The sequence below is a fragment of the Algorimicrobium bowmanii genome, assembly GCF_054031195.1.
Genome location: NZ_CM132929.1, coordinates 1,213,150 through 1,235,226, shown reverse-complemented (window position 1 = coordinate 1,235,226; position 22,077 = coordinate 1,213,150). Strand labels below are relative to the sequence as shown.

General features: G+C 33.3%; 23 protein-coding genes. 8 read left to right on the top strand and 15 right to left on the bottom strand.

All coding sequences use genetic code 11. The annotated features are described in order from the left end of the window. Positions 1-68: 68 nt before the first annotated feature. The 6 genes from rpmG to ACW5R3_RS05410 all read right to left on the bottom strand — a co-directional run bounded on the left by rpmG (position 69) and on the right by ACW5R3_RS05410 (position 3,631). Complete coding sequence (gene rpmG, locus ACW5R3_RS05435; protein WP_072764828.1) at positions 69-251, bottom strand: 50S ribosomal protein L33; 183 nt, start codon at positions 249-251, stop codon at positions 69-71. Between the two features lie 26 nt (positions 252-277). Beyond that, positions 278-514, bottom strand: a complete 237-nt coding sequence (gene rpmB / locus ACW5R3_RS05430; RefSeq protein ID WP_456578597.1) for a 50S ribosomal protein L28 — start codon at positions 512-514, stop codon at positions 278-280. Positions 515-617: 103 nt separating this feature from the next. Continuing rightward, positions 618-1,865: a competence/damage-inducible protein A gene (locus ACW5R3_RS05425; RefSeq protein WP_456578596.1), complete on the bottom strand. Its 1,248-nt coding sequence runs from the start codon at positions 1,863-1,865 to the stop codon at positions 618-620. Further along, a complete protein-coding gene (locus tag ACW5R3_RS05420; protein WP_456578595.1) occupies positions 1,865-2,206 on the bottom strand; it encodes an Hpt domain-containing protein in 342 nt (113 codons plus the stop codon). Before ACW5R3_RS05420 ends, ACW5R3_RS05425 begins: the two co-directional genes overlap by 1 nt. Continuing rightward, a complete protein-coding gene (locus ACW5R3_RS05415) occupies positions 2,207-2,818 on the bottom strand; it encodes a fumarylacetoacetate hydrolase family protein (RefSeq protein ID WP_456578594.1) in 612 nt (203 codons plus the stop codon). A gap of 36 nt (positions 2,819-2,854) precedes the next feature. After that, positions 2,855-3,631 carry an exonuclease domain-containing protein gene (locus ACW5R3_RS05410; protein ID WP_456578593.1) on the bottom strand — a complete coding sequence of 259 codons (777 nt, stop codon included), beginning with the start codon at positions 3,629-3,631 and terminating at the stop codon, positions 2,855-2,857. A 197-nt stretch (positions 3,632-3,828) separates the two neighbouring features. Here ACW5R3_RS05410 and ACW5R3_RS05405 point away from each other — a divergent pair, with 197 nt between their 5' ends. Continuing rightward, on the top strand, positions 3,829-4,359 hold the full coding sequence (locus ACW5R3_RS05405) for a DUF421 domain-containing protein (protein WP_456578592.1): 531 nt from the start codon (positions 3,829-3,831) through the stop codon (positions 4,357-4,359). A 103-nt stretch (positions 4,360-4,462) separates the two neighbouring features. Here the strand turns inward: ACW5R3_RS05405 and ACW5R3_RS05400 are convergent, their stop codons facing one another. The 3 genes from ACW5R3_RS05400 to recR all read right to left on the bottom strand — a co-directional run bounded on the left by ACW5R3_RS05400 (position 4,463) and on the right by recR (position 7,561). Next, positions 4,463-5,752 carry a dihydrolipoamide acetyltransferase family protein gene (locus ACW5R3_RS05400; RefSeq protein ID WP_456578591.1) on the bottom strand — a complete coding sequence of 430 codons (1,290 nt, stop codon included), beginning with the start codon at positions 5,750-5,752 and terminating at the stop codon, positions 4,463-4,465. An 80-nt stretch (positions 5,753-5,832) separates the two neighbouring features. Then, a complete protein-coding gene (locus tag ACW5R3_RS05395) occupies positions 5,833-6,939 on the bottom strand; it encodes a glycosyltransferase family 2 protein (RefSeq protein WP_456578590.1) in 1,107 nt (368 codons plus the stop codon). A 4-nt stretch (positions 6,940-6,943) separates the two neighbouring features. Beyond that, complete coding sequence (gene recR / locus ACW5R3_RS05390; RefSeq protein ID WP_456578589.1) at positions 6,944-7,561, bottom strand: recombination mediator RecR; 618 nt, start codon at positions 7,559-7,561, stop codon at positions 6,944-6,946. Between the two features lie 81 nt (positions 7,562-7,642). On the opposite strand from recR, the gene ACW5R3_RS05385 reads away from it, so the two are divergent. Next, on the top strand, positions 7,643-9,091 hold the full coding sequence (locus ACW5R3_RS05385) for a sodium:solute symporter (RefSeq protein WP_456578588.1): 1,449 nt from the start codon (positions 7,643-7,645) through the stop codon (positions 9,089-9,091). Here ACW5R3_RS05385 and ACW5R3_RS05380 read toward each other — a convergent pair. Together ACW5R3_RS05380 and ACW5R3_RS05375 are read right to left on the bottom strand one after the other, a co-directional pair. After that, on the bottom strand, positions 9,062-9,424 hold the full coding sequence (locus ACW5R3_RS05380; RefSeq protein ID WP_456578587.1) for a CoA-binding protein: 363 nt from the start codon (positions 9,422-9,424) through the stop codon (positions 9,062-9,064). The two genes, ACW5R3_RS05385 and ACW5R3_RS05380, sit on opposite strands and share 30 nt — an antisense overlap. 384 nt (positions 9,425-9,808) lie before the next feature. Beyond that, positions 9,809-10,819, bottom strand: coding sequence for a 3-oxoacyl-ACP synthase III family protein (locus tag ACW5R3_RS05375; protein ID WP_456578586.1), 1,011 nt, complete (start codon positions 10,817-10,819; stop codon positions 9,809-9,811). A 275-nt stretch (positions 10,820-11,094) separates the two neighbouring features. Between ACW5R3_RS05375 and htpG the strand changes: the two genes are divergently transcribed. Then, positions 11,095-13,008, top strand: a complete 1,914-nt coding sequence (gene htpG / locus ACW5R3_RS05370; RefSeq protein WP_456578585.1) for a molecular chaperone HtpG — start codon at positions 11,095-11,097, stop codon at positions 13,006-13,008. Positions 13,009-13,189: 181 nt separating this feature from the next. On the opposite strand, the gene ACW5R3_RS05365 is transcribed toward htpG, so the two are convergent. Continuing rightward, a complete protein-coding gene (locus ACW5R3_RS05365) occupies positions 13,190-16,600 on the bottom strand; it encodes a methylmalonyl-CoA mutase family protein (RefSeq protein WP_456578584.1) in 3,411 nt (1,136 codons plus the stop codon). A 280-nt stretch (positions 16,601-16,880) separates the two neighbouring features. Here ACW5R3_RS05365 and ACW5R3_RS05360 point away from each other — a divergent pair, with 280 nt between their 5' ends. The 3 genes from ACW5R3_RS05360 (at position 16,881) to ACW5R3_RS05350 (ending at position 18,324) form a co-directional block, all read left to right on the top strand. After that, complete coding sequence (locus ACW5R3_RS05360) at positions 16,881-17,588, top strand: DUF4197 domain-containing protein (RefSeq protein WP_456578583.1); 708 nt, start codon at positions 16,881-16,883, stop codon at positions 17,586-17,588. A 241-nt stretch (positions 17,589-17,829) separates the two neighbouring features. Continuing rightward, positions 17,830-18,033: a Lacal_2735 family protein gene (locus tag ACW5R3_RS05355; protein ID WP_456578582.1), complete on the top strand. Its 204-nt coding sequence runs from the start codon at positions 17,830-17,832 to the stop codon at positions 18,031-18,033. Positions 18,034-18,111: 78 nt separating this feature from the next. Continuing rightward, positions 18,112-18,324 (top strand): Lacal_2735 family protein, encoded by a 213-nt coding sequence (locus ACW5R3_RS05350; RefSeq protein ID WP_456578581.1) that lies wholly within the window; start codon positions 18,112-18,114, stop codon positions 18,322-18,324. Here the strand turns inward: ACW5R3_RS05350 and ACW5R3_RS05345 are convergent. From ACW5R3_RS05345 to prfA, 3 genes are read right to left on the bottom strand one after another with little or no spacing between them, the layout of a single operon-like run. Beyond that, positions 18,287-19,084 carry an ABC transporter substrate-binding protein gene (locus tag ACW5R3_RS05345; RefSeq protein WP_456578580.1) on the bottom strand — a complete coding sequence of 266 codons (798 nt, stop codon included), beginning with the start codon at positions 19,082-19,084 and terminating at the stop codon, positions 18,287-18,289. The genes ACW5R3_RS05350 and ACW5R3_RS05345 overlap by 38 nt on opposite strands. Further along, entirely contained in the window at positions 19,074-19,895 is an 822-nt protein-coding gene (gene pyrF / locus ACW5R3_RS05340) for an orotidine-5'-phosphate decarboxylase (RefSeq protein ID WP_456578579.1), read from the bottom strand. The genes ACW5R3_RS05345 and pyrF overlap by 11 nt, the downstream gene beginning before the upstream one ends. A gap of 36 nt (positions 19,896-19,931) precedes the next feature. Next, complete coding sequence (gene prfA / locus ACW5R3_RS05335; protein WP_456578578.1) at positions 19,932-21,008, bottom strand: peptide chain release factor 1; 1,077 nt, start codon at positions 21,006-21,008, stop codon at positions 19,932-19,934. A 102-nt stretch (positions 21,009-21,110) separates the two neighbouring features. On the opposite strand from prfA, the gene ACW5R3_RS05330 reads away from it, so the two are divergent. Both ACW5R3_RS05330 and ACW5R3_RS05325 read left to right on the top strand, forming a co-directional pair. Continuing rightward, on the top strand, positions 21,111-21,398 hold the full coding sequence (locus ACW5R3_RS05330; RefSeq protein ID WP_456578577.1) for a hypothetical protein: 288 nt from the start codon (positions 21,111-21,113) through the stop codon (positions 21,396-21,398). Further along, the gene (locus ACW5R3_RS05325; protein ID WP_456578576.1) at positions 21,395-22,054 is read left to right on the top strand and encodes an ATP-binding cassette domain-containing protein; all 660 of its coding nucleotides are present in this window, start codon (positions 21,395-21,397) and stop codon (positions 22,052-22,054) included. Before ACW5R3_RS05330 ends, ACW5R3_RS05325 begins: the two co-directional genes overlap by 4 nt. Positions 22,055-22,077 lie beyond the last annotated feature (23 nt).

Here is a 22,077-nt window from a genome sequence, read left to right as displayed (position 1 = left end):
AAGACATTTCCACTATTGTGAAAATGTGATTTTTGTTATTTGAAATTTTACAGAAGTAAAATCTCTAATTACTTAATTTCTTTATGAACAGTCATACGCTTAAGAATTGGATTAAATTTCTTAATCTCCATTCTATCTGGTGTATTCTTCTTGTTCTTTGTTGTAATATATCTTGAAGTTCCTGGTTTACCAGACTCTTTGTGCTCAGTGCACTCTAATATTACTTGTATTCTGTTACCTTTCTTTGCCATTGTACTATATTTTTATAATAAGCCTATTACTTAATAAATCCTTTTGCTTTTGCTTCCTTTAAAGCAGCAGTAATACCTATCTTGTTAATAGTCTTTAATGTTGATGCAGCAACTTTTAAGGTTACCCACTTATCTTCTTCTGGAATGTAAAAACGTTTTTTAATTAGATTTGCATCAAATTTACGCTTTGTTTTATTCATTGCGTGAGACACGTTGTTTCCAACCATGGCTTTCTTTCCTGTAAGTTCACAAACTCTTGACATTGTTCTATCTCTTTAAAAGTGTTATTTCGACTATTTTAAAACACACGTTTCAAAACAGGCTGCAAATTTAGTAAATCTTTATAATATCAACAAACTAAATTCGTTAGTTTTTTAAAATTTCTTTTTGAATCATTTCAAAAGCCTTGTTTACGGCTTTCATAATTACTTTTCCGCGGTGGTTTCCGAGCATCATTTTTTCGGAATAAACATCATTTTTTGTAGCCATTGCCACAAAAACGGTTCCGACTTCCGCATCTGACTCCCCTTTTTCAGGTCCCGCATTACCGGTTGTAGCTATAGCATAATCCGTTTTAAATAATTCACGTGCATTTTTAGCCATGGCTTCCGCTACCTCACTACTAACAACCGAATGAGCGCTTATTAATGCTTGTGGCACATTTAGAATATCTATTTTAGCGTCGGTAGCATAACTGACTACACTTCCTTTAAAAAAGTTAGATGCACCAGCTTTTTTTGTAAATAATTGAGCAAGTTTACCTCCTGTACAACTCTCGGCAGTACAAAGCGTTTTTCCTAAATCGGTTAATTGTTTGCCTATTAAAACCTCCATAGAAGCATCGGTTTCAAAACCGACAAAAATATCTTCAATTTGCGGCAACAAGGTTTCTACTTGCGCTTTCATCTCTGTTTCAACCATGTTTTTATTCATAGCTTTTGCAGACAAACGCAATCTTACGCGTCCTAAACCGGGTAGGTATGCTAATTTTATAAAATCGGGCAAATTATCCTCCCATTGTTCTAAACGTTCTGCTACTGAGCTTTCTCCCAAACCGTGAGTAGAAACTGTAACGTGCTTAATGTAGGGGTAATTATATTCTGTACGCAATTTTGGAATTACCGCTCCATCAATTAAAGCTTTCATTTCATAAGGCACACCTGGTAAGGAAATAAAAATCTTATTATTTTTTTCCATCCACATACCTGGAGCACTTCCCTCCTTATTCATTAAAACTTGTGCTTTACTTGGTACCAAAGCCTGATCGATATTCACCTGGGATAACGGTTTTTTAATTTGTTCTTCCCAAATACGCTCAATATTTTTTAAAACAGCATCATTTTGAACTAAATGATCTTGAAAATAATCACAGATCGTTTTTTTAGTTATATCATCTTTTGTTGGGCCTAAACCACCTGTTATAATAATAATATCGGCATTCTCTTCGGCTTCTTTAAGCGATTTTATAATATGCGCTGCATCATCTTGAACGGATGTTATTTGATAAACTGAAACTCCAATTTTATTTAACGCCTTACTGATAAAAGCTGAATTGGAATCTACAATTTGACCAATTAAAATCTCATCACCGATTGTAATTATTTCTGCTTGCATTATAAACTAAAATCTGCTTTAATTTCGGCTACAGAACTTTCAATAGCTGTAACGACTTTAGCTAAACTATCAGAAATATCGGTATCTGTTTTTTCATACTTACCCCAGTCTTGCACTTCAATCAAATCGTCTAAAACTCCCAACTCAAATAAATCTACAGTTGGCTTCATTTTATGAGCTGCTTGATAGGCTGAGTAATAATCATTTTTATCTACAGCTTTTTTTAGATTATCTAGATCCTCTGGAACTTCCTCCAAAAAAGCAGCAGCAAGTGTAACGATAAACTCTTCATCATTATCTGCTAATTCTCGTACACGAAATAGTTTGTAATTTTTTTCCATTTATTTTACTATTATTGAAAACATCTGCTGGTTTTCTATATATCCAGTTAATTGATCATTAGGTACTACTTTAGAAACTCCTGCTGGTGTTCCTGTAAATATAATATCTCCAATCTTTAAAGTAAAGTATTTGGAAACATATTCTATTATTTCATCTATTTTCCAAAGCATATGACTGGTATTACCCTCTTGGACAAGCTCATCATTTTTTTTAAGTGAAAAGTTTAATTCATTTAAGTTTTCGAAATCCGTTTTAGGAAGCCATTTACCAATTACAGCTGCACCATCAAAACTCTTAGCTTTTTCCCATGGCAATCCCTTTTCTTTTAGTTGAGACTGTAAATCACGTGCTGTAAAATCGATACCCAAACCTATTTCACTATAATACTTATGAGCAAACTTCTTATCTATATACTTTCCTACTTTATTAATTTTAACTAAAACTTCCACCTCGTGATGAACATCATTTGAAAAATCGGGTATAAAGAAAGGCTGTTTTTTTAAAAGAATAGCCGTATCTGGCTTAAGAAAAACAACCGGATCTGTAGGACGTTCATTTTCTAACTCTTTAATATGCTCCGTATAATTTCGACCTATACAAATCAGTTTCATGGGTGTATATTTTTAGTTTTAGGTATGTTTTAGTTACTAAGATAATTTATTATTAAAAGCTCTTAACTTGATAGCTGTAAGTACTTTTTTAGTATACAAAGGAAAATCGGCGTTAAGCAACCATCCAAAATAGCCTGGCTCTTTTTCTAACACTTCGGTTACTAATTTCCCTTTGTGCTTACCAAATGAGAAACATTCTTCTCCTGTTTTGGTATACGCTATAAAACCGGCAAAATCGGCAAACTTTTTATGAGAACTAAATTCAGCTAAAAATTTAGTATCATTTTCTAAGTCGTCATATTTAGAAATTTGCGCTTTAAGAACCTCATATGTTGCCATAGTATCGGCTTCAGCCGTGTGAGCATCTTCTAAAGTTTCGTTACAGTAAAACTTATAAGCAGCACTTAAAGTACGCTTCTCCATTTTATGAAAAATAGTCTGTACATCAACAGAAACACGGTTTTTCATATCAAAATCTTCATCTGCACGAAGCATTTCTTCTGCTAAAAGCGGAATATCAAATCTATTAGAATTAAATCCTCCTAAGTCAGCGTCTTTTATTATCTGCGTTACCTCTTTTGCCAACTCTTTAAATGTAGGTGCATTTGCCACATCTTCGTCTGAAATACCATGAATAGCAGTTACTTCTTTAGGTATCGGACGTTCCGGATTTACCAACCAACGTGTAGACTCTTCCTTACCATTAGGATGTACTTTTAAGATAGCGATTTCAACAATTCTATCGGAAGTAATATTCACTCCTGTTGTTTCTAGGTCGAAAAAACAAATAGGTTTTGTGAGATTAAGTTTCATAGGTTTAATTTTGGGCAAAGATAAATAGAATTAATATAAAAGAACTTTGAGATTTAAGAAACTTACTTAATATAAGCCATTCACGAAAAAAAAACATACACCTATTTAGTTATATAGCACATATTTTATCTAGAACCATCTAAGTTTAAGTAGAAAGCCTTGTATTTTTAAAAGTATAACTCTTAAACATTATTACTATGGACTGGATATATAAATTTGATGACCCACTTTTAACGACTTGTTTGGCTAGCTTTTTAATTTTCTGTATTGTTATACTATTAACTCGGATAATTGGACTCAGATCGTTTGCAAAGTTTACTGCTTTCGATTTTGCATTTACAATAGCCATTGGTAGTATCATTTCAACCATCCTAACTTCCAGTACAAGTGTTGCACATGGTGCCACTGCTATTGCAAGCCTATTAATTTTAACGTTTATCTTTTCATTTTTACAAAGACGATTTTCTTTTATAAACGATTTGATATCTAATAAACCACTCCTATTAATGAAGGACGATTATATTTTTGAAACCAATTTAAAGCATGCGCGCATTCAAAAATCTCAATTAATAGCCAAACTACGTGAAGCAAATGTTACCAATTTTAATCAGGTACTAGCTGTTGTTTTAGAATCTACAGGAGATATTTCTGTATTACATAAAGCGGCTTCTGAGAACGACCTAGCTTTACAGCAGGAGTTATTATCAGGTGTCCGGAAAAAACCATAAACATGCAAGTTTAAAGCCTTAACAACATTTTCAAACACTTAATTATTAAGCAAAAAAAAGGCACAATCGGTAGATTGTGCCTTTGTATAATGTAGAACTCTTATTAGATTTCTCTGTTTAAATCCCAAGCTTCTAAATAATCTTTTACTGCTTTTACAAATTGCCCACCTAACGCGCCATTTACAACACGGTGGTCATAAGAGTGCGATAAGAACATTCTGTAGCGGATACCAATAAAATCACCTTCTGGAGTTTCAACAACAGCAGGTACTTTTCTAATAGCACCAAGAGCTAATATACCAACTTGTGGCTGATTGATGATTGGCGTACCCATAATACTACCAAATGTACCAACATTAGTTACCGTATAAGTACCACCTTGAATATCATCTGGCTTTAATTTATTTAATCGGGCTCTGTTAGCTAAATCATTAACCTTTTTGGTCATACCAACAAGGTTTAACTGATCTGCATCTTTAATAACAGGCACAATTAAATTCCCATCAGGTAAAGCTGCTGCCATACCTAGGTTTATATGTTTCTTTTTAATAATTGTATCACCTTGCATAGAGATATTCATCATTGGAAAATCTCTTAAAGCTTTAGCAATTGCTTCCATAAAAATAGGTGTAAAGGTTAAATTTTCACCTTCACGTTTAGCAAATTCACCTTTAACTTTCTTACGCCAATTCCAAACATTTGTCACATCGGCTTCAATAAAACTCTGAACATGTGCAGACGTCTGAACTGACTCTACCATATGATGCGCTACTAATTTGCCCATTCTAGACATTTCAATAATTTCATCATCACCGGAAGCTACAACTGGTGCTGCTTGTTGTTTTTGCTTTGGTGCCGCAGGCTTAGCAGGTGCTGCTTTTGGAGCCTTAGAACGATTTTCTAAATAGTTTAAAATATCATTCTTAGTAACACGACCATCTTTCCCTGTTCCTGAAATAGCGTCCAATTCACTTTGTGACACACCTTCTTTCTTAGCTATATTCTTAACTAAAGGAGAGTAAAAGCGATCATCTGAAGACTCTACAGCTGCTACTGTTTCTTGTGCAGTAATAACTGTTTTAGCAACCTCAGCAACTGGAGCAGATGCTGCAGGTTCTGATTTTGGAGCTGATTCAACAGTAGCTGAATCGCCCTCTGTTTCTATAATAGCAATTGTTTGTCCAACCTGAACGACATCGTCCACATTGAATAACATTTCAACTAACACGCCATCAACTTCACTAGGCACCTCACTATCTACTTTATCCGTTGCAATTTCTAAAACCGCTTCGTCCGCTTCAATAGTGTCGCCTACTTCTTTTAACCAAGATGTAATGGTTGCTTCTGCTACACTTTCTCCCATTTTAGGGAGCTTTAATTCAAATTTTGCCATATCTGTAACTAAACCGTATGTTTTTTATTTTCGACTGCAAAATTAATGAAAAATCATCGAATTCTTTGCAGTTTTATTATTTAATTCTTTGTTAATACTTGTATCTCCCCTCTATTTTGCGAACTATTACTTCCTATTATAAAGTTTGACATATTAGGTAAGATCTTAAAAGAGACCCCTTCAACAGTTTTAAATCTTGATATTTGCTGAAAAATAGCTTTGTAGGTCATACTATTGGCATCAAATATAATTTCTGTAAATGGCTTTATATTTGTGACATCAGCAGACAATGTAACAGGCTTTTTTAAAACTGACTCCAAAATATGTGATGATGCTGTTGTTTGAATTACATAAGATTGAGACTGCGAAACCACATCGGCTGGAACAGTACGCATCATATAAGCACCACGAATTCCTAACCAAACTACTTCATTAAAAAGTGCGTTACTTTGAAAATGTTTCTTATAAAAAATTTGCATTGCCCCATAAAAACGTTTGGCATAATTAGCATCTTTTAAAGTACTTTCTCCTTTATAATGAATACACGTAGTTTGTCCGTTATAATAATTTTTATAACCTGCTTTTAAAATTTTATACGACAAATCAATATCCTCTCCGTACATGAAATAATCCTCATCTAAACCACCTACTTCCAGATAAACTGTTTTTCGAAGTAACATAAAAGCGCCTACAAAAATAGCTGCTTCCCCAATTTCAAACTCTCCAATTTGATTGGCATAATAACAATTAGGATTTCCTAAAAGCTTTTTTAAAGCAACCATAGGTTTGGGAATGTTTCTTTTACTTTCAGGTAAAAACTTACCAACACCATCCATTAATCTGCAACCTACAATTCCGAGATTTGTTTGCTTATCGGCAAAATCCAACAACAGCTTAAAAGTATCTTCGGCAACCACTGTATCTGGATTAAGAATACATAAATATTCGCCTTTGGCTTGTTTAACGCCTAAATTATTCCCTTTAGAAAACCCTGAGTTCGTAGGGTTTTCGATTAAATTAACGTTTGGAAATAGCTTTTTAACCATTTCACAACTGGTATCAGGTGATTGGTTATCAACTACAATAATTTCGGCATCAATGCCTTCGAGTGCTTTTTCAACACTCTTTAAGCATAGCTCCAAAAAATAACGAACGTTATAATTTAATATAATTACAGATAATTTCAAATACTTACGATTTTAGAGATGCTTCAAAAGGAATTCGATTAACAATACTTCGACCTAAAGTAATTTCATCCGTGTATTCTAATTCGTTACCAACAGAAATTCCACGAGCTATTGTAGAGGTTACAACGCTATATTCTTGTATCTGTCTATAAATATAAAAATTGGTTGTATCACCTTCCATTGTAGAACCTAATGCAAAAATAAGCTCTTTAACATCGCCTTGCTTTACTTTTTCTACTAACGTTTGAATATTTAGGTCTTGTGGCCCAATACCGTCCATAGGAGAAATTTTACCTCCCAAAACATGATACAAACCTTTAAATGAGCTAGTATTCTCAATAGCCATTACATCTCGAATATCTTCTACAACGCAAATTACATGGCTTAAGCGGTGTGGGTTTGCACAAATTTCGCAAATTTCAACATCACTAATATTATGGCAACTTTTACAGAATTTAATATCTGAACGCATTGTTTTTAAAGCATCAACCAATTGAAATGTTTGATTCTCGGGCTGATTTAAAAGGTGTAAAACCAATCGTAACGCCGTTCTTTTACCTATTCCTGGTAATTGAGACATTTCGTTAACAGATTTCTCTAAAAGTTTCGATGAAAATTCCATAGCCGCGAATTTACGATTTTACATTTAAGAATTGCATATACAATGGTAATTTGTATTTTGCCACTAGATATTTATACCATTATGAGCCCAACGCAAATTATCTTTTTAATAGTCGCCTATTTTGTTGTTTTAATCCTAATTTCCTACTTCACAGGACAAGAAGATTCTAATGATGCATTCTTTAAAGCTAATAAATCGGCACCATGGTATTTGGTTGCTTTTGGTATGATTGGAGCCTCCTTATCCGGTGTTACTTTTATATCGGTGCCTGGCGCAGTAGAAACGAAACAGTTTGGCTATTTACAGGTTGTTTTTGGATACTTTTTCGGGTATTTAGTTATTGCTTACGTACTCCTCCCCTTGTATTACCGGATGAATTTAACTTCCATTTACACTTACTTAAAAGATAGGTTTGGTAAAACTAGCTATAAAACGGGGTCGGTTGCTTTTTTAATATCGCGTACTGTAGGAGCTGCCTTTAGGTTATTTTTAGTTGCTAAAGTATTACAGCTTCTTGTTTTTGATAACTTAGGGATTCCTTTCCCTATAACCGTTATCCTTACCATTATACTTATCTGGCTATATACTTTTAAGGGCGGCATTAAGACCATTATTTTTACTGACACGCTACAAACATTGTTTATGCTAATATCAGTTATTGTTACGATATCTTTTTTGGCTTCCGAACTGGATTTAATTGGAATTTCTGACGTTTATACTCACGTTAAAGCCAACACCATGAGTAAAGTTTTCTTTCTAGACAACCCTAACGATGCGCAGTTTTTTATAAAAAGTTTTTTAGCTGGTATGTTTATTACAATTACTATGACCGGTCTAGATCAAGATATGATGCAAAAAAACCTAACCTGCCGAAGCTTAAAAGATGCACAGAAAAACATGGTTGTGTTCAGTATCGTACTCATATTTGTGAATATTTTATTTCTTGCATTAGGATTAATGCTTACTGAATATGCACAAAAAAATGGAATTACTGCAACCAAAGACGATTTATTCCCAACCATTGCTATGCTACCCGAAATTGGCTTAGTAACTTCTGGATTTTTTATATTGGGATTAATAGCTGCCGCTTATTCTAGTGCGGATTCAGCATTAACATCTTTAACAACATCATTCTGTATTGATATTATAGAAATAAACAAAAAACCTAAGCCACAACAGAAATCCATTAGAAAACGGGTACATATAGCCGTTAGTATTGTGCTAGTAGCCGTTATAATTGTATTCGACACATTATTTAAAGACGTTTCTGTTATCTGGGAATTATTTAAAGCTGCGGGTTACACTTACGGACCATTATTAGGCTTATTTGCATTTGGAATTTTGACGAAATCAGAAATTAAAGATAGATATGTATGGATTATAGCCATATTAGCACCTATTATTTCCTATTTCATTAATATGTATTCTGCCCAATTATTTAACGGTTATAAAATTGGCTTCGAGATATTAATAGTAAATGGACTACTTACATTTTTAGGTTTAATATTGATTCGTAGAAAGCAACACTAACGTGCAAGCAATTTCATAATCGATACCTGTAGCATCTAATAGCTTATAAAATTCAGCATTTTCTGTACCTGGATTAAATATAACACGATTGGGACTCAAGGAAACTATATAATTGTAATACGCTTCTTGCCTACTAGGGTTTAAATACAATGTTACGGTATCAATGTCAGGGTATTGCTTTTGATCTGTATCAATAGGTATACCTGCTACAGTACCAGATCGTAAACCAATAGCTACAACTTCATGGTTATAACTTACCAGCCTGTTAATAGCTATATGTGAATAGCGATTCGGTTTTAACGAAGCTCCAATTACTAAGGTTTTTTTATTCATAGGTGTTAATTTAGAGTTAAACCGTGTATACAGCGTAACGTTTTATAAAAATATACGTCTATAAAGATAGTAACATAGTATTTAATAGTCTACGTAATAGTTGATGGTTAGTGTTAATGTGTGACTATTAGATATAAAAAACCCAAGTTTAATGACTTGGGTTTTTGCGTTATTCTGTTAAATGAACGTTAAAGACACTTTTCAATGAAATAAAAGTAACTTTTACACGTCTATATATGTAAGTGATAAGTTTTAAGTAATCATTAAAACTATTTAATAGTTTAGTGTTAGTTAAATTGGTTAATTAGGAAAAAACCCGAAGCATAACTGCTCCGGGTTTTTTTATATATTACATTTCAACTGCTAACAATTATCCGTTAACAATTACCATTTTATTATTACACTTCCCCAAGTAAAACCACTACCAAAAGCAGCTAATACTACTGTATCTCCTTCTTTTACTTTACCTGCTTCCCAAGCTTCTGTTAAAGCTATTGGAATAGAAGCGGCTGTTGTATTTCCATACTTCTGAATGTTATTAAAAACCTGTTCGTCTTTTAAACTAAATTTTTTCTGAATAAATTGAGAAATACGCAGATTTGCTTGATGTGGAATTAGCATATCTATAGCATCAACAGGTAGATTGTTTTTTTCTAAACCTTCCATAATAACTTCGCTAAAACGCACAACAGCATTTTTAAATACGAACTGCCCATTCATATGCGGGTAGTAACTTTCATCAGAAGGGTCATTATCGGCTAATATATCATTAACCCAACGTTTCCCCATTCCAGGTGCTACTAATACTAATTCTTCTGCATGCTCCCCTTGCGAGTGTAAATGAGTTGATAAGATTCCTTTACTAGTATCTTCTTCTCTAGTTAAGATTGCAGCTCCAGCTCCATCTCCAAAAATAACAGAAACACCACGGCCACGTGTAGTAACATCTAATCCATGAGAGTGCAATTCACTTCCAATAACTAAAATGTTTTTATACATACCCGTTTTAATAAAATTATCGGCAACAGAGATAGCATAAACAAAACCTGAACACTGATTTCTAACATCTAAAGCACCAACAGTTTTTATATCTAAAGCATGTTGAACTTGCACTCCTGGTCCAGGAAAATACATATCCGGACTTAAAGTTGCAAAAATTATAAAATCAATATCATCTTTATCTATTCCAGCACGTTCAATTGCTACTTTAGCAGCTTTCACTCCCATTGTTGCAGTTGTATCCCCAGAGCCTTTTTCAACCCAGCGACGTTCTTTTATACCCGTGCGCTCTTGAATCCAAGCATCATTTGTGTCCATTAATTTAGACAGATCATCATTAGTTACAACATTGTCAGGCACATAATGCCCTAAACCGATTATTTTAGAATTGTACATTGAAAGTGTTTTGATTTAATTTCTGAACCTCGATACCTATCAAGAAGAAACCTCGTGATTATTCTGCGCGAATTTAACTATTTCCTACTAAAGACTTTTCAAAGGTAAATGCAATCGTTATGCATGCATAATAAACACTTCTTACAAAGTCGTTTTTAACTTATAAAATGTCAGTTTGTCATCTTTTCATAGTTGGTACTTTTTTTGACTAACCAATGGAAAGAAAATTAATTAACAATGTTCTCAATTTATCGAGGATGTAAACAAATAAAATTATGGCAAAAGGAAACATTAATGTATCGGTAGAAAACATCTTCCCCCTCATTAAAAAGTTTTTATACAGTGATCACGAAATATTTTTACGTGAACTAATTAGTAATGCAACCGATGCAACTTTAAAATTAAAGCATTTAACAAGTATTGGTGAAGCTTCAGTTGAATATGGTAACCCTAAAATTGAAGTTAAAATTGATAAAGAAGGTAAGAAATTACATATTATCGATCAAGGTTTAGGTATGACTGCTGATGAAGTTGAAAAATACATTAACCAAGTAGCTTTTTCTGGTGCCGAAGAGTTTTTAGACAAATACAAAGACTCTGCAAAAGATTCAGGTATCATTGGTCACTTTGGTCTAGGATTTTACTCAGCATTTATGGTTGCTGAAAAAGTAGAAATCATAACAAAATCTTTTAAAGATGAACCTGCAGCACACTGGATTTGCGATGGTAGCCCAGAATTCACTTTAGAAACAGCAGACAAAACAGAACGCGGGACAGAAATTATCCTACACATAGCTGACGATTCTACAGAATTTTTAGAAGAATCAAAAATTAGCGAACTACTTTTAAAATACAACAAGTTTATGCCTGTGCCAATAAAGTTTGGTACGAAAGAAATAAACGACCCGGAATTTACACCGGCAACAACAACTGATGAAGATGGCAAAGAAACTACGGAGCCACACAAACAAATAACAGTTGACAATATTATTAATAACCCTAATCCTGCATGGACAAAATTACCAGCAGATTTAGAGCAAACGGACTATAACAGTTTTTACCGCGAGTTATACCCAATGCAGTTTGAAGAGCCTTTATTTCATATTCATTTAAATGTAGACTATCCATTTAACTTAACGGGTATTTTATATTTCCCTAAAATGAGTAACGACTTAAACATTCAAAAAGATAAAATTCAACTTTACCAAAATCAAGTATTTGTAACGGATAATGTAGAAGGTATTGTTCCAGAATTTTTAACAATGTTACGCGGCGTTATAGACTCGCCTGATATTCCATTAAATGTTTCTCGTAGTTACTTACAAGCAGATGGCGCTGTGAAGAAAATATCTTCTTACATCACTCGTAAAGTAGCCGACAAACTAAAATCACTTTTCAATAATAATCGTGAAGACTTTGAAAAGAAATGGGACGATATCAAAATTGTTATTGAGTACGGTATGCTTTCTGAAGATAAATTCTTCGATAAGGCTGATGCATTTGCATTATACCCAACTGTAGATGGTACATATTACACATATGACGAATTGTTTAATGCTATAAAAGCTAAGCAAACGGATAAAGATGGCAAATTAGTTATTCTTTACGCATCTAATAAAGATGAACAACACAGTTATATAGAAGCTGCTAAAACTAAAGGTTACGAAGTACTATTATTAGATTCTCCAATTGTTTCGCATTTAATGCAAAAATTAGAATCTAGTAAAGAAAACATTACATTTGCTCGAGTAGATGCTGATCATATAGATAACTTAATTAAGACTGAAGAAGAGAAAATCTCTAAACTTTCTGAAGAAGAAAAAACAACATTAGAAACGGTATTAAAAGAAGTTGTTCCTGCGGAAAAATTCACAGTACAACTAGAAGCCATGGATAGTGATGCATCTCCATTTATGATTACGCAACCAGAATTTATGCGCCGTATGAAAGAAATGCAACAAACCGGCGGCGGTGGCGGTATGTTTGGTATGGGCAACATGCCAGAAATGTACAATTTAGTTGTTAATACAAACTCGAATCTAGTTGGTGAAATTTTAGCAACTGAAGCTAAAGAAAATCAAGAACGTTTAATAACACAAAGTTTAGATTTAGCTCGTCTATCTCAAGGCTTATTAAAAGGAGAAGAGTTAACAAACTTTATAAAACGTAGTTATGAGCTGTTAAAATAAGCTTATTGTAAGCTATAATATTCATAAAAAAACCACTTCATAACGAAGTGGTTTTTTTATGTTCTAATTATTATAGAGTCTAAACGAAGTTTGATTACACCTAAAAAAAATAGGACAACAAAAGTTGTCCTATTTTTTTTCTGCAAGTCATTATTACTTACAAAATATTTATCGTGAAAAATTACATATTACGTCTGTACTGTCCACCTACTTCAAATAACGCAGAAGTAATTTCGCCTAAACTACAAACCTTACAAACATCCATTAAAGCTTCAAAAATATTTTCATTTTGAATAGCCTTACTTTGAAGGTCTTTTAATAACTCAGAAGTATCTTTTGCTGCGTGTAAATTTTTCAATGTTTGAATCTGATTCTGTTTTTCAGTTTCGGTAGCACGAATAACCTCAGCTGGTTGAACTGTAGGCGACCCTTTAGAACTTAAAAATGTATTTACACCTATAATTGGAAATTCACCATTGTGTTTTAGCGTTTCATAATACAAGCTTTCCTCTTGAATTTTACTTCGCTGATACATGGTTTCCATAGCTCCTAATACACCTCCTCTTTCTGTAATTCTATCAAACTCCATTAAAACAGCCTCTTCAACTAAATCCGTCAGTTCTTCTATAATAAATGACCCTTGAATTGGGTTTTCATTTTTAGCTAAACCTAACTCTTTATTGATAATTAATTGAATAGCCATGGCGCGTCTCACAGACTCTTCAGTTGGCGTTGTGATAGCTTCATCATAAGCATTTGTATGTAAGGAATTACAGTTATCATAAATAGCGTATAACGCTTGAAGTGATGTTCTGATATCATTAAAGTCAATCTCTTGCGCATGTAAACTACGTCCTGATGTTTGTATGTGATATTTTAGCATCTGTGCTCTTGAGTTAGCACCATACTTATTTCTCATGGCTTTAGCCCAAATTTTTCTTGCTACACGGCCAATAACAGCGTACTCTGGATCGATACCATTAGAGAAGAAAAATGATAGGTTTGGACCAAATTTATTGATATCCATTCCACGACTTAAATAATACTCAACATAAGTAAACCCATTCGATAAGGTTAACGCTAGTTGTGTTATAGGGTTGGCACCAGCCTCCGCAATATGATATCCTGAAATAGAAACTGAATAAAAGTTACGTACATTATTTTCAATAAAATACTCTTGAACATCTCCCATTAATCGTAGGGCAAACTCCGTAGAAAATATACATGTATTTTGTGCTTGATCTTCTTTTAAAATATCAGCTTGTACTGTCCCTCTTACTTGAGCAATGGTATTCTTTTTTATTTCAGCATACACATTAGCAGGTAGAACCTGATCACCAGTTACACCAAGTAACATCAAACCTAATCCATCATTCCCTTCTGGTAATTCACCGTGATATTTTGGACGTTCTTTTCCTTCATATAGCTTGGCAATTTTAGCTTCTGTTTCTCCTTCTAACCCGTTTTCTTTAATATAAATCTCACATTGCTGATCAATAGCTGCATTCATAAAAAAGCCTAACAACATAGGTGCTGGACCATTTATCGTCATACTAACAGACGTCATTACATGTGCTAAATTAAAACCTGAATACAGTTTTTTAGCATCATCTAAACAACAGATAGAAACACCTGCATTTCCAATTTTACCATAAATATCTGGACGTAAATCTGGATCATTTCCGTAAAGTGTAACACTATCAAACGCTGTAGACAAACGTTTTGCTGGCAAACCTGCACTTACATAATGAAAACGACGATTAGTACGCTCTGGCCCTCCTTCTCCTGCAAACATACGCGCAGGGTCTTCTCCTGTTCGTTTAAATGGATATAATCCAGAAGTGTAAGGAAATTCTCCAGGTACATTTTCTTGTAAACTCCATTCTAAAATATCTCCCCAAGCTTGATACTTAGGTAGTGCTACTTTAGGGATTTGCGTATGAGATAACGACTCTGTATGTGTTTCTATTTTAATTTCTTTATCGCGAACTTTAAAAGAATAAATAGGGTTTTTATATTTATTCACTTTAAAATCCCAACCTGTAATTACCTCCCAATTGTAAGGATCTAAATTTAGTTTTACACGATCGAATTCAGCAATCAATAATTTAATGAAGTCTTGATTTTCTGAAACTTCAATAGCATCAATATTTATTCCTGCTTTATCTAAGCTAGGTTTTTCTCCTATTACAGATTCAATTGTTTTAAAAATACCGTATAATTTTTGAGCAACTTCAACTTGTTCTTTTGCTGTTTTATTATAGGCGCGATTACTTTCTGCTATTTCCGATAGGTAACGCGTGCGAGATGGAGGAATAACAAAAATCTTCTCACTCATTTCATCTGAAATATGAAAAGTAGATTTTAATTCAGAATCTGCTTTTTCAACCAGTTTATCCATAATAGCTTTATAAAGCGTATTCATTCCTGGATCATTAAACTGAGAAGCTATCGTTCCAAAAACAGGTAATTCATCTTGTGGTGTATCCCACAATTGATTGTTACGCATGTATTGTTTTTTAACATCGCGAAGCGCATCAAGAGAACCACGTTTATCAAATTTGTTAATAGCTACTAAATCGGCAAAGTCTAACATATCAATCTTCTCCAGTTGCGTAGCCGCACCAAACTCAGGTGTCATAACATAAAGAGAAACATCTGAATGTTCTATAATTTCAGTATCAGATTGCCCAATACCAGAAGTTTCTAATATAATTAAATCGTATTCAGCAGCTTTTAAAACCTGAACCGCTTCATGCACATATTTAGACAAAGCTAAATTAGATTGACGGGTTGCTAAACTACGCATGTAAACACGGGAGTTATTAATAGCATTCATACGAATTCTATCACCTAAAAGAGCACCTCCAGTTTTACGTTTAGAAGGATCTACAGAAACTAAACCTACTGTTTTTTCAGGGAAATCGATTAAAAAACGTCTTACCAACTCGTCAACTAACGATGACTTACCGGCACCACCAGTTCCAGTAATTCCTAAAACAGGTGTTTTAGATGTTTCGTTTTTAGCATGAATTTTATCTAAAGTACTTTTAGCTACTTCAGGAAAATTTTCAGCAGACGATATAACACGAGCTATAGATTTTGGGTTCTTACTAGCTAAATCATCACCTTCATTTTCCAAGGCATCACCAATAGCAAAATCCGATTGCTTAACCAAATCATTAATCATACCCTGTAATCCCATTTCGCGACCATCATCAGGAGAATAAATACGTGTAATACCGTAATCCATTAATTCTTTAATCTCAGAAGGTAAAATAACTCCACCGCCACCGCCGAATATTTTTATATGACTTGCACCTTTTTCTGATAACAAATCATACATATATTTAAAGTATTCGTTGTGACCTCCTTGATAAGAGGTTAAACAAATAGCATTTGCATCTTCTTGAATTGCTGTATTTACAACTTCTTCTACACTTCTGTCATGTCCAAGGTGTATTACCTCAACACCGGTAGCTTGGATAATACGGCGCATAATATTTATAGATGCGTCATGTCCATCAAAAAGCGATGCTGCAGTTACAATTCGTACTTTATATGTTGGAATATATGGTGCAATATTTTTCATTTGTAATAAACGTGTTTTTTTAAGCAGTGCAAATTTAAGGAATATTACTGTATTAATTTAAGGATGCCGCAACAGATAGCTATAAAATCACGTCTTTTATGCAGATGTATTAAAAAATAAAGCGAATTATAAATTATAATTTGATTTTATCACAGATAAAACCCCAACAAACAGATTATATGCAAACAGAAAGATTGATTATTTTTAATGTAAACAAGTGTTAATATAAAATATATTCAACTGCTAATATTTATATTTGTCACTAAATAATTATATAAAAATGATAAAACGTTTTCTAATTTTAGGATTACTATTAAACTTAACAGCTTGTGCAGAACTACAACAGGTTGTTGATAATTTACCAGAAACAGCAAGCAGTGTTTCAAACACCGATATTGCTACAGGACTTCGCCAAGCATTAGACCAAGGAATTGACAAGCAAGTAAGTAAACTTATGCAAGAAGATGGTTTTTACAAGAATGACCTTGTTAAAATTATGCTTCCTGAAGAATTACAAAAAGTAGACAAAGCTTTAAGAGACATTGGTCTAGGAAGTTTAGCCGATGAAGGTTTAAAAGTATTAAATCGTGCAGCTGAAGATGCTGTTGGAACTGCCACACCTATTTTTGTAAACGCTGTAAAAGATATTTCTTTTAATGATGCAAAATCAATTTTATTAGGAACAGATAATGCAGCTACTGAATATTTAGCAAATAAAACGAAGTCTGAGTTATACGCAGAGTTTCATCCTGTAATTAATGATTCGTTTAAAAAGGTGGGAGCAGATAAAATATGGAGTAATTTAATAAATCAATACAACGCAATTCCATTTACATCGGATGTAAATCCTGATTTAACAGACTATGTAACGGATGAAGCATTAAAAGGTGTTTATGAAATGATAGCTGTTGAAGAGAAAGATATTCGTACTAAATACTCATCACGTACAACCGATGTTTTAAAACAAGTTTTTGCTTTACAAGATTAATATTTTCGCATTCAGAACACCTGTTAACTATTTGATAACAAATAAGTAACACCAGATAAGACTTTCTATTTTACCTTTGCTGTGATCTTAAAAAAAGTTAAATCCACTTCTTAGGGTTTTAGAGTTAGTTAGTTTAGAAAATCGACCTTCCAAATGGTCGATTTTTTTTTATGACTATTTACAACTATAATTTGCTGAATTACAATATTTTAAATATATTTAATTCATCAATACGGTCGCCATGGAAAATCTCTCTAAACTCAAACAAAACCAAATCAAATTACAACTACGCTATAAGCAACTTATGGAGCAAGCTTATAATTTGAGGCAAACAGACTCTGCACAAAGTGATATTTCCGAGTTTAAAGCCATTAAACTTTTAGACAAATTAAATCGTCTAAAATACTTAAACATAGAAGCTTCTAAGTCTCCGACGCCTCATTAATTTTATAGTATTTTTAACGTTCACTAAACATCTGCAAAACACTTTCTACTCGTATATCTATTTTAAAATACGGTAAATATGAGCACACAATTTTGTAAAATAGGAAATGTAAAAGTAGGTTTAAAACAACTTTTAGGTCTTAAAGAGTTAGAAAAGCAATACAAGAAATATATAGAAGCTGCTTACAATACCAGTATGACAGACGCGAGTATGAGTGACATGCTTTATTTTGAAGCAAAAAAAATTAAGCAAACTATTCTGAGCACAAAGCAGTACGATGCCACGTTTTAAAATATTTAAATGCTAGCAACAACCGACTACCGTACCACGAAAATATTTCACCATCAACAATGAGAATTTTAGCATTTGGAAATTGTGGTTGAATGTTTTTGATATGTACCTTTTTAAAAGGAAAAGGCTCACTAGATAACAGCACCAAATCTACAGAAGGAAACGTTTTATTATTTGGAATTTCAGGGTAACGCGTCTTGTTACTAAAAGTGTTTCTAAAGTTGTTTAGCGTTAGCATATAATTTACAAAAGTATCATTTGCAGCAACCATCCATGGGTCCTTCCATATAAAGTAAGCAACCTCTCTTGTTGGCTGCATTTTAATAAACGCTTCAAAATCTGCTTGCGCATTTATTATTTTAGCCACTAGATCTTCTGCTTTAGTTTGACAGTTAAAAATCTGACCATATGCCAACACTAACTCCAAACAATCCCCTACCGTGTTTATATCGCTAATATGAACAGGCGCTACAGCTTCTAACTGAGAAATCATTTCTTGGGTATTTTCTTCTTTATTGCAAAGAATAACATCCGGATTTAGCTGGATAATTTCAGATATATGAACTTGTTTGGTTCCACCAACAACCGCTACTTGCTTACGAATATTTGTTGGATGCACACAAAATTTTGTTACACCTACAAGCTTACTCTCTATACCAAGATCACAAATAAGCTCGGTGATACTAGGCACCAAACAAACAATACGTTTTGGTGTTTCAGAAAAAAATAGTGTTCGCTGAAGTTGATCTTTAATTTGCACTTTTAAGTATATCTGCCATTTCTCCTTGTAAATCACTAGCTTTTTGAGCTGCTGCTTCGGCAAAATCAACATCTTGAGAAGCATAAATAATACCTCTTGAAGAATTTATAAGTAAGCCTATGTTTTCAGCCATGCCGTATTTACAAACATCTTGTAAGTTCCCACCTTGTGCTCCAACTCCAGGTACAAGTAAAAAACTATCTGGAATAATAGTTCTGATATCTGCTAAAAATTCAGCTTTAGTGGCTCCAACAACATACATAAGATTCTTAGAGTTCTCCCATGTTTTAGATGTTTCTAATACCTGTTTATAAAGCTCCTTTCCATCTACTTGCTTGGTTTGAAAATCAAAAGCCCCTTTATTAGATGTTAAGGCTAATAAAATAGTGTGTTTATTTTTAAATGCTAAGAATGGCTCTATAGAATCTTTACCCATATAAGGTGCCACAGTAACACTATCGAAAGCTAAATCTTCAAAAAAGGCTTGCGCATACATACTACTGGTATTACCTATATCACCTCGTTTAGCGTCGGCTATTGTAAATAACTCCGGATAATTTGTATTTAGATAGTTTATGGTTTTTTCTAGAGCTTTCCACCCTTTTAACCCATAGGCCTCATAAAAAGCTGTGTTTGGTTTATAAGCAACACATAAGTGATGTGTGGCATCGATAATAGCTTTATTAAAAGCAAAAATAGGATCTTCCTCTTCTAGTAAATGCGCTGGAATTTTTCTTAAATCGACATCCAGACCTATACATAAAAAGGACTGCTTTTTCTTTATTTGTTCCGTTAGTTGTTGTGTTGTCATGCTACTAAAAAAGCCTCCAATACAGAGGCTTTAATTTTAAATATGTTCGTCACTAGCTTTTAACTTCTCAGTATTTTCGGCTAGCATTAATTCATCAATAATTTTTTGAATATCACCATTTACAATATTAGACAAATCGTAAAGAGTTAAACCAATTCTATGATCGGTTACACGTCCTTGTGGATAATTATAGGTTCTAATTTTAGCACTTCTATCTCCTGAAGTTACCATTGTCCCACGTAAAGCAGCATCTTCTTCTAATTTTTTAGCTAATTCTAAGTCATACAAACGTGATCTTAGAACTTTAAATGCTTTTTCTTTATTCTTATGTTGTGATTTTTGATCTTGACACTGTGCCACCAAACCTGTAGGAATGTGTGTTAAACGCACAGCAGAGTACGTGGTATTTACAGACTGCCCACCTGGTCCTGATGAACAGAAAAAATCGATACGTACATCTTTTGGATTAATTTCAATATCAAATTCTTCAGCTTCCGGAAACACCATTACTGTAGCAGCACTAGTATGTACACGTCCCTGCGTTTCTGTTTGAGGTACACGTTGCACACGATGAACACCAGCTTCAAACTTTAATGTTCCGTATACATCTTCACCACTAACTTCAAACTGAATTTCTTTAAAACCACCATTAGTTCCTTCACTAAAATCTACCGTATCAACTTTCCAACCTTTGCTTTCGCAATATTTAGAATACATACGGAATAAATCTCCCGCAAAAATACTCGCTTCATCACCACCCGTACCTGCTCGCAATTCTACAACAGCATTTTTAGAATCCTCTGGATCTTTAGGTATTAACAGAAACTTTATTTCATCTTCTAATACAGGGATACCTTCCTTAGCTTCTTCATATTGCATTTTAGCCATTTCAACCATTTCAGGATCACTCCCGTCAGCAAGAATTTCTTCTGCTTCTTTTAAGTTGTTTGAAAGTTCTAAATACACTTCACGTTTATCCATTAATAAACGTAAATCTTTATATTCTTTGTTTAATGCTACGTAACGTTTCTGATCGGTTATCACGTCGGGCTGAATGATTAAATCACTCACCTCATCAAAACGCTGTTTTATTATTTGTAATTTTTCTAACATCTAGTTCCTAAAATTGTTCCACAAAAATACGATAATTTATGAATAGACATATTATTAATACCTTTAAAATAATCCCATTTTTTTTTCGTTTTAAAACTTAACATGCAACGCTTTGGAGCCATATTACTATTCTACAAACCTTATATACTATGGTCAATTGGGCTTGTATTATTGTTAATGAGTTTAAGTTACAACTTAGCTATAATTTGTATTGCTAAACTTTTTATAGTTGGTTTTTTATGGTATTTCTTAACTGAAACGACAGCTAAACGAAAACTTATATTCTATAAAAACTTAGGCATATCCAACCTGAAGCTATTTTTTACCACTTATGTAATTGATATTTCAATCACCTATTTAGTTTACCAGTTAATAGATGTATTTGTATGATTTTAGAGCTGGACAATATTGAACTATACTTCAAAAACAAACGCATTCTTAATGGCATTTACCTTAAGGCCGAAACAGGTAAAGTTACTGGTATACTTGGCAGTAACGGCTGTGGAAAAACCTGCATTCTGAATATTATTTTCGGAACCTTAAAACCGAAATACAAACTAATCCGTTTAAATAATAAACCTATATTAAACCCCCTATACCAAACCAATCTCATTCATTTTTTACCTCAATTACCTATCACCCCCAATAACCTCAAGCTAAAAACAGCTTTTAAACTATTTAAGGTAAACTGGAAGGAGTTTACATTACTTTTTAATACTTTTTCCTGCTATGAAAATTATAAATTTCGACAACTATCAGGAGGCGAACGCCGTGTAGTAGAAACGTATTTATTTTTAAAAAGTGCGTGTAAAATTATTCTATTAGACGAACCTTTTTCTCACGTTGCACCTCTTTATATTGAAACAATAAAAAAAATCATAACAGAAGAAAAGAGTCAGAAGATCATTATTATTACAGATCATTTATATAGAGACATTATTGAAACTAGCGATGATTTATACCTGATTAAAAATGGGCATTCTAAACTTGTAACCGATTTAAAAGTATTAGAGGATTACAAATACATAAGCGAAAATCAACTTTAGAATCAACAATTGAACATAAAAAA